The organism is Burkholderia pyrrocinia, assembly GCF_003330765.1.
In the GTDB taxonomy this organism is placed as follows: Bacteria; Pseudomonadota; Gammaproteobacteria; order Burkholderiales; family Burkholderiaceae; genus Burkholderia; species Burkholderia pyrrocinia_B.
In genome coordinates, this window is the sequence record NZ_CP024902.1 from 3,213,481 (window position 1) to 3,228,356 (window position 14,876).

The 14,876-nt window shown below is 66.8% G+C and carries 12 protein-coding genes; 8 read left to right on the forward strand and 4 right to left on the reverse strand.

What is annotated here, in order from left to right:
• Nucleotides 1-48: 48 nt before the first annotated feature.
• A complete protein-coding gene (gene maiA, locus CUJ89_RS15600) occupies nucleotides 49-693 on the reverse strand; it encodes a maleylacetoacetate isomerase (RefSeq protein WP_114178102.1) in 645 nt (214 codons plus the stop codon).
• A 191-nt stretch (nucleotides 694-884) separates the two neighbouring features.
• Between maiA and ybiB the strand changes: the two genes are divergently transcribed.
• A complete protein-coding gene (gene ybiB, locus CUJ89_RS15605; RefSeq protein WP_114178103.1) occupies nucleotides 885-1,859 on the forward strand; it encodes a DNA-binding protein YbiB in 975 nt (324 codons plus the stop codon).
• Between the two features lie 380 nt (nucleotides 1,860-2,239).
• Nucleotides 2,240-3,895, forward strand: a complete 1,656-nt coding sequence (gene leuA, locus CUJ89_RS15610; RefSeq protein ID WP_114178104.1) for a 2-isopropylmalate synthase — start codon at nucleotides 2,240-2,242, stop codon at nucleotides 3,893-3,895.
• A 143-nt stretch (nucleotides 3,896-4,038) separates the two neighbouring features.
• On the opposite strand, the gene CUJ89_RS15615 is transcribed toward leuA, so the two are convergent.
• Complete coding sequence (locus tag CUJ89_RS15615) at nucleotides 4,039-4,422, reverse strand: nuclear transport factor 2 family protein (RefSeq protein WP_114178105.1); 384 nt, start codon at nucleotides 4,420-4,422, stop codon at nucleotides 4,039-4,041.
• Between the two features lie 45 nt (nucleotides 4,423-4,467).
• Nucleotides 4,468-5,037 (reverse strand): acyloxyacyl hydrolase, encoded by a 570-nt coding sequence (locus CUJ89_RS15620; RefSeq protein ID WP_114178106.1) that lies wholly within the window; start codon nucleotides 5,035-5,037, stop codon nucleotides 4,468-4,470.
• A gap of 361 nt (nucleotides 5,038-5,398) precedes the next feature.
• Between CUJ89_RS15620 and rpoH the strand changes: the two genes are divergently transcribed.
• From rpoH to CUJ89_RS15655, 6 genes are all read left to right on the forward strand, one after another.
• Complete coding sequence (gene rpoH, locus CUJ89_RS15625) at nucleotides 5,399-6,334, forward strand: RNA polymerase sigma factor RpoH (RefSeq protein WP_114178107.1); 936 nt, start codon at nucleotides 5,399-5,401, stop codon at nucleotides 6,332-6,334.
• A gap of 349 nt (nucleotides 6,335-6,683) precedes the next feature.
• Nucleotides 6,684-6,971: a cytochrome oxidase putative small subunit CydP gene (gene cydP, locus CUJ89_RS15630; RefSeq protein WP_201752315.1), complete on the forward strand. Its 288-nt coding sequence runs from the start codon at nucleotides 6,684-6,686 to the stop codon at nucleotides 6,969-6,971.
• A complete protein-coding gene (locus CUJ89_RS15635) occupies nucleotides 6,961-8,541 on the forward strand; it encodes a cytochrome ubiquinol oxidase subunit I (RefSeq protein ID WP_114178109.1) in 1,581 nt (526 codons plus the stop codon). Before cydP ends, CUJ89_RS15635 begins: the two co-directional genes overlap by 11 nt.
• 31 nt (nucleotides 8,542-8,572) lie before the next feature.
• Complete coding sequence (cydB, locus tag CUJ89_RS15640) at nucleotides 8,573-9,709, forward strand: cytochrome d ubiquinol oxidase subunit II (protein WP_114178110.1); 1,137 nt, start codon at nucleotides 8,573-8,575, stop codon at nucleotides 9,707-9,709.
• 54 nt (nucleotides 9,710-9,763) lie between these two features.
• On the forward strand, nucleotides 9,764-9,880 hold the full coding sequence (gene cydX, locus CUJ89_RS15645; RefSeq protein WP_114178111.1) for a cytochrome bd-I oxidase subunit CydX: 117 nt from the start codon (nucleotides 9,764-9,766) through the stop codon (nucleotides 9,878-9,880).
• A 567-nt stretch (nucleotides 9,881-10,447) separates the two neighbouring features.
• Nucleotides 10,448-12,931 (forward strand): family 20 glycosylhydrolase, encoded by a 2,484-nt coding sequence (locus CUJ89_RS15655; RefSeq protein ID WP_114178112.1) that lies wholly within the window; start codon nucleotides 10,448-10,450, stop codon nucleotides 12,929-12,931.
• Between the two features lie 156 nt (nucleotides 12,932-13,087).
• Here the strand turns inward: CUJ89_RS15655 and nagE are convergent, their stop codons facing one another.
• Nucleotides 13,088-14,851, reverse strand: a complete 1,764-nt coding sequence (gene nagE / locus CUJ89_RS15660) for an N-acetylglucosamine-specific PTS transporter subunit IIBC (protein ID WP_114178113.1) — start codon at nucleotides 14,849-14,851, stop codon at nucleotides 13,088-13,090.
• Nucleotides 14,852-14,876: the final 25 nt, after the last annotated feature.

Below are 14,876 nucleotides of genomic sequence, written 5' to 3' on the forward strand. Positions count from 1 at the left end.
CGCCTTCGGGCGCCCTTTTTCATGCGCGCCCGGCCGGGCGCGCCGCACTCACTCGGCGTCGGGCTGCGCGCCGGGCTCGGCCGCCTTGAAGGCGTCGAGCGTCGCTGCGTGGTCGACGATCCGCTGGATCGTCGGATAGCGCGTCGTGTCGATCGAGAAGCGGTTCGCGTTGAACACCTGCGGCACGAGGCACACGTCGGCGAGCGTCGGCGTGTCGCCGAAGCACAGCTTGCCGGTGCGCGGATCGCTCGCGAGACGCGTCTCGAGCGATTCGAAGCCCGCCTCGATCCAGTGCCGGTACCACGCGTTCTTCGCCTCCTCGGGCACCTGCAGCGTGTGCTTCAGGTACTTCAGCACGCGCAGGTTGTTGAGCGGATGGATTTCGCACGCGATCTGCAGCGCGACCGCGCGCACATACGCGCGATCGACCGGCTGCTTCGGCAGCAGCGCGGGCTCGGGATGGGTTTCCTCGAGATATTCGATGATCGCGAGCGACTGCTGCAGGGTCGCATCGCCGTCGGTCAGCGTCGGCACGACCGCATCCGGATTCAGCGCGCGGTATTCGTCTTTCAGTTGCTCGCCGCCGTTGCGCAGCATGTGCACGGGGACATAGTCGAACGGCAACTGCTTCAGGTTCAGGGCGATCCGCACGCGGTACGACGCGGAACTGCGGAAATAGCTGTAGAGCTTCATGGGTGTCTCTCGTGATCGTATTCGGCCGGCAACGGCACCGGCGCGGTGCAGCCGGCGCGCACCGCCGTGAATCAGAGTGTAGCGCGGCGCGATGTGCGGCAGCGCTTGCACCGGCCGCGCCCGTGCGATACTCGGGGCATTCCTCACCGCTCACCGCGCGACCCGATGCCGGCCGCCCGCCCCACGCCCCGATGACCGCTTCCCACGATCCCGCAGCCGTTCCGTTCCCTTGCGCCCGCTTCATCAAGGAAATCGGCCGTGGCCCGCACGGCGCGCGCGCGCTGTCCGCCGAGGACACGTTCGAACTCTATCGCGCGATGCTCGACGCGCGCGTGTCGGACGTCGAACTCGGCGCGATCCTGATCGCCTATCGGCTGAAGGGCGAAACCGCCGACGAACTGGCCGCGATGCTTGCCGCCGCGCAGGCGTCGTTCGAGCCCGTGCACGTGCAGGACGCCGCATTCCGTCCCGTGTCGATCCCGAGCTACAACGGCGCGCGCAAGCAACCGAACCTCGTGCCGCTGCTCGCGCTGCTGCTCGCTCGCGAAGGCGTGCCGGTGCTCGTGCACGGCGTAGAGCGCGATCCGGGCCGCGTGACGAGCGCGGAGATCTTCTCGGCGCTGTCGCTCGCGCCGTCGACGTCGCACGATGCGATCGAGGACACGCTCGCCGAGCGCCGCGTCGCGTTCGCGCCGATCGAAGCGCTGGCGCCGCGCATCGCGCATCTGCTGTCGATGCGCAGCGTGCTCGGCGTGCGCAACTCGACGCACACGCTCGTGAAGATCCTGCAGCCGTTCGCGCCGGCCGGCCTGCGGCTCGTCAACTACACGCATCCGCCGTACCGGGACAGCCTCGCGCAGTTGTTCCGCGACCATCCGGACGCCGCGCCTGGCGGCGCGCTGCTCGCGCGCGGCACCGAAGGCGAGGCCGTCGCCGACACGCGGCGCCAGGTGCAGGTCGACTGGCTGCACGACGGCGTGTGCGACACGCTGATCGAGGCCGAACGCTCATCGACCGATACGCCGCCCGTCACACTGCCCGAATCGCGCGATGCGGCGACCACGGCTGCGTGGACGGACGCCGTGTTGCGCGGCGAGGTGCCGGTGCCCGACACGGTCGCGCGGCAGGTCGGAACGATCGTGCAGATCGCCCGCATCGCGCGCTGACGGCGCAGCGGCGGCCCGCCCCCGCGCCACGACCATTTGACACGCGCCCGCATCCTGGCATAGAGTTGCCGTCATGCGTTCCTTTCCGAACACCCTCCGAATTACCTCCGGCCGCCTAGCGCGGCCGCTATCGCTACGACTAGCCTAAGGCTGTCGTAGCGCCGTGTGCTGTCCGCACGGTCCCTCCCAGCAGTTCCTCGCAGTACCCCTCTCGCAGTTTTTACAACCCGAAGTCGTCAGCATTCGTCCGTCTATCCGTCGGTCGATTCGCGAAGATCATCCGCATCCGCAGCGCGATCGCGCGCCACGGTGCGAGGCAGCGCCAACCGTCGCCCATGCCGCCCGTCTTCGCTCACGACTTGAGACCCGAGGTCCAGAAGATGAAGCGCAATCCGCAAGACAAGTACCGTCCGTTCGAGCCCGTCCGCATCAACGGCCGCCGCTGGCCGACCCGCACCATCGAGCGCGCGCCCGTCTGGATGAGCACCGACCTGCGCGACGGCAACCAGTCGCTGATCGAGCCGATGAGCATCGAGCAGAAGCTCGAGTTCTTCGAGATGCTGGTCGCGATCGGTTTCAAGGAGATCGAAGTCGGTTTTCCGTCGGCGTCGCAAACCGACTTCGATTTCGTCCGCAAGCTGATCGACGACAAGCGCATCCCCGACGACGTGACGATCGAGGTGCTCGTGCAGTCGCGCGAAGACCTGATCACACGCACGTTCGACGCGCTCGACGGCGTGCCGCGCGCGATCGTGCACCTGTACAACGCGGTCTGCCCGTCGTTCCGCCGCATCGTGTTCGGGATGTCGAAGAACGACGTGAAGGCGCTCGCGGTCGACGGCACGCGCATCGTCAAGGAGCACGCCGCCGCGCGCCCCGACACGCACTGGACCTTCCAGTACTCGCCGGAAACCTTCAGCATGACCGAGCTGACTTTCGCGCGCGAGATCTGCGACGCGGTCGCGCAGACCTGGCGGCCGACCCGCGACCACAAGATGATCGTCAACCTGCCGGCCACCGTCGAAGCCGCGAGCCCGAACGTGTTCGCCGACCAGATCGAATGGATGGACCGCAACCTCGCGTATCGCGACAGCATCGTGCTGTCCGTGCATCCGCACAACGATCGCGGCACCGCGGTCGCGGCGGCCGAACTCGCGCTGCTCGCGGGCGCCGACCGCATCGAGGGCTGCCTGTTCGGCAACGGCGAGCGCACGGGCAACGTCGATCTCGTCACGCTCGCGCTGAACCTCTACACGCAGGGCATCGACCCGGGCCTCGATTTCTCCGACATCGACGCGGTGCGCCGCGTCGTCGAACGCTGCAACCAGATTCCCGTGCATCCGCGCCATCCTTACGCGGGCGACCTCGTGTTCACCGCGTTTTCGGGCTCGCACCAGGACGCGATCCGCAAGGGCTTCGCGCAGCAGCGCCCCGACGCGATCTGGGAGGTGCCGTACCTGCCGATCGACCCGGCCGACCTCGGCCGCAGCTATGACGCGGTGATCCGCGTGAACAGCCAGTCCGGCAAGGGCGGCGCGACGTTCCTGCTCGAACGCGGGATGGGCTTCACGCCGACGCGCCGCGTGCAGATCGAATTCAGCCACGCGGTGCAGACGCTCGCCGACGCGTCCGGCGAGGAAGTGACGGGCGACGCGATCTGTGCGCTGTTCGCCCGCGAATTCTTCGAGACCGACGGCCCGGCTGCGCGCCATGGCAGCGGCGCGCGCTGGCAGAATCGCGAGATCGCGGCGGCGCCCGCGGCCGACGCGGCCGACGCGGCGCCCGAGGACGCCGTGCGGCGTTTGGCCGCGGCATTCGCGGCGGCGGCCGGCACCGCGATCGACGTCGCGTCGTGCGAACACGCGCGCACGACGGACGGCCGGATCGCGGTATCGGTCGGCTGCCGGGTCGGCGATGCGCCGCTGCGACATGGTGTCGGCCTGCACGCCGATGCGGCCGGCGCCGCGCTCGACGCGGTCGTCAGCGCGATCAACCGCTCGGCGTGGCACTGCACGGACCGACGCGCGGCGGCCTGACTCCCAGGCCTGGATTCAGGGTTCAAACGTCAGCGAGCGGGGCGTGACCGCCCGTGCGCCGCGCGATCCGCGCCGCACGAGGCAGCAAAAAGCGGCCCGGAAGGCCGCTTCGGTCGGGACATGAAAAGGAGCGCCACGCGCGCTCATGTCTCGGTCGCGCACCGCGTCGCCTGCCATGCGAGCAGGCACCAGCGGCCCTGCTCCCGGGTGTGGACTGACGTATAGGCAATCGGGAAGACCAGACCGCCGTTGTTCGCTTCCATCTCGATCAACGCGCGCCCGGTGACGACGCAGGTTTCGTCGCCGACGGGCAGCACGTCCTGCGACTGGATTTCGATCTGGCGATAGCGGCGGCGGCCGGCGACGATGGCGTCGATGAACTGCTGCTTGGTTTCACGTTTGCCGTTGGTGTGCACGAAGAACACGTTGCCCGACAGCAACGCGTCGAGCGCCTCGCCGTCCCCGTCCACCATCGCCCGGAACCGATCGCGCTCGAGCGCGCGGATCGCATCGATCACCTTCGCCATCGCCTGACTCCTCGGCAACGCACACGCCGTGCGCCGGCGTGCGGATCAGAAGTTGTACTGCACGTAGAACTGGTGGAAATTTATACCAGGATTCGGCTCTTTGATACCCGCGTTAGACACATGTTGAAAACGGTAACCGACCTGATACTGTTGCCGTTCTCCGAACTGTGCGCCAACGCCGACGACATCCGCGAACTGGAACGACGTCCCCAGCGAAAGATGGTCGGAGATCGTCGGGGAAGTCAGGAACCGGATGCCTGCGCCGGCCTCGATGAACGGGCGCACCTGGCCCGCGCTCTTGATGAAGCGAAACATCGGCGTCGCGCCGATCTCGCCGAGACTGCCGTGAACATTGCCGCCCGTGTGCCAGTAGCCGACGTGGCCTTCCATCACGAACGCGAAGTGCCAGCCGCCGATTTCCCACCAGTTCCAGCCCGGATCCCACACCACGCCGAGATCGGCCTTGTCGATCCCGTGACGATCCGAAAATCCGCCGCCCGCCTGGATCCCCCATCGATCCGCGAATGCCGCACCCGATCCGCCCAGAAGAGACGCCGCCAGCATCGCATGCAGCGCAAGCCGGCTGCGGGGCCGGCGATTCTTCTTATCGTTCATCTGACACTCCAACTTTGTGGGTTGAATGGGGCCTGCCGCGACAGCCGGGCCCGAGCGAACTGAATGGTATGGTAAAGGACTTTTCTGATCGGCATCGCGAAGCGAAATGGCTTGCTTCCAAATCGACAAAAATCGAAATCGTCTACTGATTCCCATCAGAAACAACGGTTTACGGAACTTCGCTTCGCCGCCTTGGTCGCAGATTAGACTATCGACTCGAGAAGTTCGATAGAAAACCCGGGAACTCCGATGCCCACGCCCGCTCTAAGGAATTAGCACTCAGTTTGCGGGAGTGCTAAGATTGCCCACGAAATCTCATCCGAGACCGGGGGCTTGTCCCTGATTCCAAAGGAGTTTTTTAGTGAGCAACGCCCTGACCCTCCCGAACATCCTGAGCCCGACGCCGGCCAAGGCCGAATCGGCAGGCTCGCTGGCGCTCGCAGCTCAATCGATGTTGCCGGGCCAGCTTGGCAACATCGACGCGTATATCCAGGCCGTCAATCGCATTCCGCTGCTGACGGCCGAAGAGGAACGCCAGTACGCAACCGAATTCCGCGAAGACAACAACCTCGACTCGGCACGCCGCCTCGTGCTGTCGCACCTGCGGCTCGTCGTGTCGATCGCGCGCAACTATCTCGGCTACGGCCTGCCGCATGGCGACCTGATCCAGGAAGGCAACATCGGCCTGATGAAAGCCGTGAAGCGCTTCGATCCGGCCCAGAACGTGCGTCTCGTGTCGTACGCGATCCACTGGATCAAGGCCGAGATTCACGAGTACATCCTGCGCAACTGGCGCATGGTGAAGGTCGCGACGACGAAGGCGCAGCGCAAGCTGTTCTTCAACCTGCGCAGCCACAAGAAGACCATGCAGGCGATGACGCCCGAGGAAATCGACGGCCTCGCGCAAGAGCTCAACGTCAAGCGCGAAGACGTAAGCGAGATGGAAACGCGCCTGTCGGGCGGCGACATCGCGCTCGAAGGGCAGGTGGAAGACGGCGAGGAGTCGTACGCGCCGATCGCCTACCTGGCCGACTCGCACAACGAGCCGACCGCCGTGCTCGCCGCGCGTCAGCGCGACACGCTGCAGACGGACGGCATCGCGCAGGCGCTCGACGCGCTCGACGCGCGCAGCCGCCGCATCATCGAGGCGCGCTGGCTGCACGTCGACGACGACGGCTCGGGCGGCTCGACGCTGCACGATCTCGCCGCCGAGTTCGGCGTGTCGGCGGAACGCATCCGCCAGATCGAGGCGAGCGCAATGAAAAAAATGCGCACCGCCCTCGCCGAATACGCATAAATCCTGACGATTTAGAGCGCCTCATCGAAAACCGCTGCCCACCGGCAGCGGTTTTTTTTCGTCTGTCCTTTTCGCCTGCTTTTCACCCGCTTCTTCGTTCGTTTCTGCGCCGATTAATCGACCCGATTCATCAGGTATTACGCGGTTTGCGGTCCCCTTCCGCATAACCTTGATCTGCCTCAAGTTTTGGCCCGCGTTTCGCGACGGTCTGCCGCAGCGCAGCACTCGGCATCGGAAAGCCGTCCTTTTAAAATTCGCATGTCAGCCGCAAAAGGATTAAAACAGCTTAACGGCCGTCATAAATCCGACGTAAAGTCGCCCCAAAACCGACCTAAATCGATTCAGGATAATCGCCTTGATCTCGATCAATAAAGAGCCTGCGCCGCCGCCTCCCCCGCGGCCAGCCGGCACGATCGGCTGGCGCGCGCGCATCGCCGCGTGGGCACGCGGACCGACCCTCGCCCGCGACATCACCCTGGTGCTGATCGTCAAGCTGATCCTCCTGATGTCGCTCAAATACGCATTCTTTAATCATCCGCAGGCCGAGCACATGTCGCTGCCGCCTGCCGCCGTCGCCGAGAAGCTGCTCTCGGTGCCGGCGCCTGCATCTACCGAGGGAGACCACCATGATAAGTAGTGAAGTCGTCGATCTGTCACGTCTGCAGTTCGGCATCACGGCGCTCTACCACTTCCTGTTCGTTCCATTGACGCTCGGCCTGTCCTGGCTGCTCGTCATCATGGAAGCCGTCTACGTGATGACCGGCAAGCAGGTCTACAAGGACATGACCCAGTTCTGGGGCAAGCTGTTCGGGATCAACTTCGCGATGGGCGTGACGACCGGCATCACGCTCGAATTCCAGTTCGGCACCAACTGGTCGTACTACTCGCACTATGTCGGCGACATCTTCGGCGTGCCGCTCGCGGTCGAAGGCCTGATGGCGTTCTTCCTCGAATCGACGTTCGTCGGCCTGTTCTTCTTCGGCTGGAACCGCCTGTCGAAGGTCAAGCACCTGATGGTCACGTTCCTCGTCGCGCTCGGCTCGAACCTGTCCGCGCTGTGGATCCTCGTCGCGAACGGCTGGATGAACAACCCGGTCGGCGCCGAGTTCAACTACCAGACGATGCGCATGGAGATGACGAGCCTGTTCGACGTGCTGTTCAACCCGGTCGCCCAGGTGAAGTTCGTGCACACGGTGTCGGCCGGCTACGTGTCGGCCGCGATGTTCGTGCTCGGCGTGTCGTCGTGGTACCTGCTGAAGAAGCGCGACGTCGACTTCGCGCTGCGTTCGTTCGCGGTCGCGGCCGGCTTCGGCCTCGCGGCGACGCTCTGCGTGATCGTGCTCGGCGACGAATCGGGCTATACGACCGGCGAAGTGCAGAAGATGAAGCTCGCCGCGATCGAATCCGAATGGGAAACGCAGCCGGCGCCCGCGTCGTTCACGCTGATCGGCATTCCGAACCAGGAAGAACAGCGCACCGACTACGCGATCAAGATCCCGTATGCGCTCGGCCTGATCGCGACGCGCTCGATCGACGAACCGGTGATCGGCCTGCGCGATCTCGCCAAGCACAGCGAGGAGCACATCCAGAGCGGGATGGTCGCGTACGGCGCGCTGCAGAAGATCAAGGAAGGCGACACGAGCGCCGCGACGCGCGAACTGTTCGACCAGCACAAGCAGTATCTCGGCTACGGGCTGATGCTCAAGCAGTTCACGCCGAACGTGGTCGATGCGACGCCCGAGCAGATCAAGGCCGCCGCGAAGAAGACGATCCCGCCGGTCGCGCCCGTGTTCTTCTCGTTCCGGATCATGGTGTTCCTCGGCCTCCTGTTCGTTGCGACGTTCATTGCCGCGTTCTGGTTCTGCGCGCGCCGCGAACTGCTGCAGGACAATCGCCGCTGGTTCCTGCGCTACGCGGTGTGGGCGATCCCGCTGCCGTGGATCGCGATCGAATTCGGCTGGATCGTCGCCGAGCTCGGCCGCCAGCCGTGGACGATCGCGGGCGTGCTGCCGACGCACCTGTCCGCGTCGAGCCTGACGCCGACCGACCTGTACCTGAGTCTCGCGGGCTTCATCCTGTTCTATACCGTGCTGTTCGTCATCGAGATCAAGCTGATGTTCAAGTACGCGCGCCTCGGCCCGTCGTCGCTGCATACCGGCCGCTATCACCACGAACTCGCGGCCGCCAGCGAGAGCGCCCCGGCCTGAGCACGCACCCGAAACGGAACAAGGAATCGCTATGGACTATGCAACTCTCAAGCTGATCTGGTGGCTGCTCGTCGGCGTGCTGCTGATCGGCTTCGCCGTCACCGACGGCTTCGACATGGGCGCGACCGCGCTGCTGCCGTTCCTCGGCAAGACCGACGACGAGCGCCGCATCATCGTCAATACCGTCGGCGCGACATGGGAAGGCAACCAGGTGTGGCTGATCACGGCCGGCGGCGCGATGTTCGCCGCCTGGCCGCTCGTCTACGCGGCGTCGTTCTCGGGCTTCTACTTCGCGATGCTGCTCGTGCTGTTCGCGCTGTTCTTCCGGCCGGTGGGCTTCGACTACCGCAGCAAGCGGCCTGACCCGCGCTGGCGCGCGGGCTGGGACTGGGGCCTGTTCGTCGGCGGCTTCGTGCCAGCGCTCGTGTTCGGCGTCGCGTTCGGCAACCTGCTGCAAGGCGTGCCGTTCAAGTTCGACAGCGACCTGCGCGTGACCTACTACGGCAGCTTCTGGGCGCTGCTGAACCCGTTCGCGCTGCTGTGCGGGCTCGTCAGCCTCACGATGCTCGTCGCGCACGGCGCCGCGTTCATCAAGATGAAGACCGACGGCGTGATCGCACGCCGTGCATCGATCGCGCTGCGCGTGTCGGCGTTCCTCGCGGTCGCGCTGTTCGTGCTGGCCGGCGTGCTGATCGCGTCGACTATCGGCGGCTTCCACATCACGAGCGCCGCGGCGACCGACACGGTCGCGAACCCGCTGCTCAAGGACGTCGCCGCCGGCTCGGGCCTGTGGCTCGCGAACTACAGCGAATATCCGTGGACGATCGCGGCGCCCGTCCTCGGGATCGCGGGCGGCCTGCTCGCACTGCTGCTCGCCGGCTCGAAGCAGGAGAAGACGGCGTTCTTCTGCACGGGCCTGATGATCGTCGGCGTGATCCTGACCGCGGGCTTCTCGATGTTCCCGTTCATCATGCCGTCGTCGCTCGACCCTCGCAGCAGCCTGACCGTGTGGGATTCGACATCGAGCCAGAAGACGCTGCAGGTGATGCTGTTCGCGGTGATCGTGTTCCTGCCGATCATCCTGATCTACACGAGCTGGGTGTATCGCGTGATGCGCGGCAAGGTCACGCGCCAGTCGCTCGAAGAGAACAAGCACTCGATGTATTGAACCGGGCCGGGGCGCGCAGGCGCCCCCGTCCACCGTTTCGCAAGGAGTCGGATCATGTGGTATTTCAGCTGGATTCTCGGTATCGGCGTCGCGCTGTCGTTCGGCATCGTCAATGTGATGTGGCTCGAAGCGCGGCAGAAGACGCAGGAAGCGCGCGTGCGCCACGACTGACGCGCGCGGCCGATCACGCCGCCGCCGTCCGGAAAGAACCTCGCTTCGCGCGAGGTTTTTTTTCGCCCCGGCCGGCCGGACAGGCCCGGCGCGCCGATGCCAATTTAGCGCCAGATTGATACCACTTGAATACCAATAAAAGGTTTCATAAGATCTTTGGACACGGCCGCTGACAGGCCGAATCCATCTGGGTGGGGGAGACATGCGAATCCCGTATGTGGCGCGCGCCTGCGCGCCGTATCGCTGTCCGTGTGCGGCGGCGGCCGGTTGCCGTGCGGCGGCGCCCGACGTCGCCATCGCGCGAGGCCGGCCGAACGCAATCGGCTACGACCGCCTCGTCGCGGCGGTTGCCGCGCGCCGCCGATGAGCACGCGTACGCCACCACGCCGATCCGATCGGCACGCGTGCCCGCCTCCCGATCCGTAACGCACGCCCCGCGTGCCGAATGCGCGCGGTGCGGCCGCATCGCCCCGTGCGCGGGTATCTCCTGCAGCTCCGTTGAAAGCCCCGATCGCAGCGACGTCACCCCACGACGCCGCTACGCCTCCCTTTTTTTCAGGAGTTCGAATGAAACACGCCTTGCCATCCCTCTTTGCCTCCCTGCTGATCGCGGCGCTGTCGCCGGCCGCGATCGGCGCGCAGCCGGCATCGACCGCCGCTGCCGCGACCACCGGCACCGTACCATCGGCCGCGCAACCGGCCAATCTCGCGGCGCTGCTGTCGAACGGCCTCGCATTGCGCGTCGCCGTCGACAACAACCACGCGGCCGCAGCCGGCGTGCCGTGCGCCGATCTCGGCGCCGATGGCGCGGCCTGCGCGACAGGCCGCCTGATCCTGCAGAACCGCGGCCACCAGGTGATCGCCGACGGCGGCTGGAAGCTCTACCTGCACAGCATCCGCCGCCTGCTGCGGATCGACCGCCCGGGCTTCGCGCTGCGGCAGCTCACGGGCGACCTGTACGAACTGACGCCGCAGCCGGGCTCGGTGCGGCTTGCGCCCGGCGAGCGCATCGAACTGCCGTTCGTCGCCGAATACTGGCTGCGGCGCTACAGCGACGTGATTCCGCGCCCGTATGTCGTCGTCGACGGCGCGCCGCCGGCCGTGCTCCGCTACAACGACACCGACGACGAGCTTCGCTACGTCGAATCGCTGCCGGCCGACGCGCAGAACAACTCGACCGGCAATGCGCCGCCCGTGGCCGCACGGCCCGACGCGAGCCGCGCGCTGCCGAGCGTGAAGCGCGAACAGCCGCTGCCCGGCACGCTCGACCTGCGCGGTGTCGAACTCGCGCTGGCGGACCTGCCGGACACGCAGGTCGCGGCGCTGCGCGAGCGCGCGACGACACTCGGGCTCGACGGCGCGCGCGTGCCGGTCCGCGGCGCCGTCGCGCCGCGCCGGCTGCCGGCCGACATCGCGACGCCGGGCGGCTACCGGCTCGCGATCGGGCCGCGCGGCGTGCTCATCGAAGGCTATGATCGCGCGGGCCTCTATTACGGCGTGCAGACGCTCTTCTCGCTCGCGCCGGCCGGCGGCGGCCCGATCCCGGCGATGCTGGTCGAGGATGCGCCGCGCTTCACGCATCGCGGGATGCACGTCGATCTCGCGCGCAACTTCAAGCACCCGGCGACGCTGCGCCGCCTGATCGACCAGATGAGCGCGTACAAGCTCAACCGCCTGCACCTGCATCTGTCCGACGACGAGGGCTGGCGCATCGAGATTCCCGGCCTGCCCGAGCTGACCGCGATCGGAGGACGCCGCTGCCACGACCCGAGCGAGACGCGCTGCCTGCTGCCGCAGCTCGGCTCCGGCCCCGACAACCGCTCGGGCGGCGGCTACCTGACGCGCGACGACTATGTGGCGCTGGTGCGCTACGCGGCCGCGCATTTCGTCGAGATCATCCCCGAGATCGACATGCCCGCGCACGCACGCGCGGCCGTCGTGACGATGGAGGCGCGCTACCGCCGGCTCCATGCGGCCGGCCGCGAACAGGAAGCGAACGCGTACCGGCTGCTCGATCCGCAGGACACATCGAACCTGCTGACGGTGCAGTTCTACGACCGGCGCAGCGACCTGAACCCGTGCGTGCCGGGCGCGCTCAATTTCGCGTCGAAGGTGATCCGCGAGATCGCGGCGATGCATGCGGACGCGCAGGCGCCGCTGCACATCTGGCACTACGGCGGCGACGAGGCGAAGAACATCCTGCTCGGCGCGGGCTTCCAGCCGCTGAACGGCACCGACCCGAACAAGGGCCGCATCGATCTCGCCGCGCAGGACAAGCCGTGGGCGCGTTCGCCCGCGTGCACGGCGCTGCTCCAGCGCGGCGAGATCAAGTCGATCGACGAGCTGCCGACGCGTTTCGCGAAACAGGTGAGCGCAGCGGTCAACGCGAACGGAATCGACACGATGGCCGCATGGCAGGACGGCATCAAGCATGCGAACGGGCCGCAGGACTTCAGCACGCGCCACGTGATGGTGTCGCTGTGGGACACGATCTTCTGGGGCGCGTCGGACAGCGCGCGCGACCTGAGCGGCAAGGGCTACCTGACGGTGCTGGCGCTGCCCGACTACCTGTACTTCGACTTCCCGTACACGCTCAACCCGCGCGAGCGCGGCTACTACTGGGGCTCGCAGGCAACCGACGAGTACAAGGTGTTCTCGTTCGCGCCCGAGAACCTGCCGCAGAACGCCGAAGTGATGGGCGACCGTGACGGCAACCCGTTCGAGGTAACGGGCACGGGCCCCGCGCCGCGCATCGAAGGCATCCAGGGGCAGGCGTGGGGCGAGGTGATGCGCAACGACACCTTCCTCGAATACATGGCCTATCCGCGGCTGCTCGCGCTCGCCGAGCGCGCGTGGCACCGGGCCGACTGGGAGCTGCCGTACGCGGCTGGCGTGCGCTACAAGCGCGGCGACACGCATCACGTCGACACGGCCGCGCTGCAGCGCGACTGGGCCGGTTTCGCGACGCTGCTCACGCAACGCGAATTGCCGAAGCTCGACCGGGCCGGCATCGGCTACCGGAAGCCGACCTTTACGCTGACGAACCCGTGAACGGCTGGATGGTCGAGCGGTAAGCCATGCGCGATGCGGGGGCACGCATCGCGCAATCGCTCCGCCAAAGAAAAACGGCTTGCGACGCATCGCAAGCCGTTTTCGTTTTGCCGGCCGGCCCGAACCCGCATCGCGGATCCGGCCGGCCCGGTCGCGTCAAGCCGGCTGCGCGGCCGCCCCGCCGCCCGACGGCGGCAGGCGCGCGCCGAGCTGTTCGGCATAACGTGCCGCCGCGTTGCCGCAGACGATGTGGAACGTGTCGAGCGACACCCAGGCGACGTCGAGTGCGCCGAGACGATCGCGATCGACCGCCGCCGGATCGCGCACGACGACGCGCAGGCGCGTGGTCGCGACCGCGTCGAGCGACACGACGTTGGTCGCCCCGCCGAACACCGCGAGCCAGCGGGCCGGCTCCGGATCGAGCGGGCCGGCGGCCGCGCCCGTGACGGGCTGCGCCGCAGCGGCCGTCACCGTCGACGCCGCGCCGGTCGCGCCGCTGCCGATGGCGGTACGCATCTCGTCGGCAATGATGTCGGCCTCGGGCCCGATGATCACCTGCACGCTGTTGCCGCCGCGCTTGAGCACGCCGCGCGCGCCGATCGACTTCAGTTCCGGCTCCGATACCTTTTCCGGATCGACGACGCTCAGACGCAGGCGCGTCGTGCATGCGTCGACGACCGTCAGGTTGCCCGCACCGCCGAGCGCGGCGATGTAGCGTTGCGCGCGCGGCGCAGCCGCGGCAGCGCCCGCAGCCGGCGCGACGAAGCCGCCCGATGCGTACGATTCCGCCGCCGCATCGGCCGATGCCGGCTCGCGGCCCGGCGTTGCCATGTTGAACTTTCGGATGAAGAAGCGGAACAGCCCGTAGTACGCGGCGCCGTACGCAATGCCGAGCGGGATCGCGATCCAGCCCTTCGTCGACAGCCCGTAGTTCAACACGTAGTCGATCGCGCCGGCCGAGAACGTGAAGCCGAGCTTCACGCCGAGGATCTGGCAGATCGCGAGCGACAGCCCCGTCAGCACCGCGTGGATCAGGTACAGCACCGGCGCGAGGAACATGAAGCTGAATTCGATCGGCTCGGTCACGCCGGTCAGGAACGACGTGAGCGCCATCGAGAACAGCAGGCCGCCGACCATCGCGCGGCGCTCCTTCGGCGCTTCGTGCAGCATCGCGAGACACGCGGCCGGCAGGCCGAACATCATGATCGGGAAGAAGCCGGCCATGAAGGTGCCCGCGGTCGGGTCTCCCGCGAAGAAGCGGTGCAGGTCGCCGTGCACGATGTCGCCGCCGGCGGGCGGCGTGAAGTTGCCGAACACGAACCACGCGAGCGAGTTGATGATGTGGTGCAGGCCCGTGACGAGCAGCAGGCGGTTCAGGAAGCCGAACACGAACGCACCGATCGCGCCCGCCGTCGTCAGCCACTGGCCGGCCGCATCGATCACATGCTGGACCGGCTGCCAGACGTAACCGAACACGATGCCGAGTATCACGCATACCAGCCCCGTGATGATCGGCACGAACCGTTTGCCGCCGAAGAACGCGAGGTAGTCCGGCAGCTTGATGTCCTTGTAGCGGTTGTACAGCAAGCCTGCGACCACACCCGCGATGATCCCGGACAGCACGCCCATGTTCAGCTTGGGATCGATGTCCTTCATGATCGCGGTTTCGATCAGGTAGCCGATCGCACCCGCGAGCGCCGCGACGCCGTTGTTGTCCTTCGCGAAGCCGACCGCCACGCCGATCGCGAACAGCAGCGGCAGGTTGTCGAAGATCGCACCGCCGGCGTCGGCGATCATCTTGATGTTGAACACGTCCGGCTGGCCGAGTCGCAGCAGGATGCCGGCGACCGGCAATACCGCGATCGGCAGCATCAGCGCCCGGCCCAGGCCCTGTATTTTCAGAAACGGATTCCCGTTCATTCAGTCCTCCAATCCTTGTCTCGTC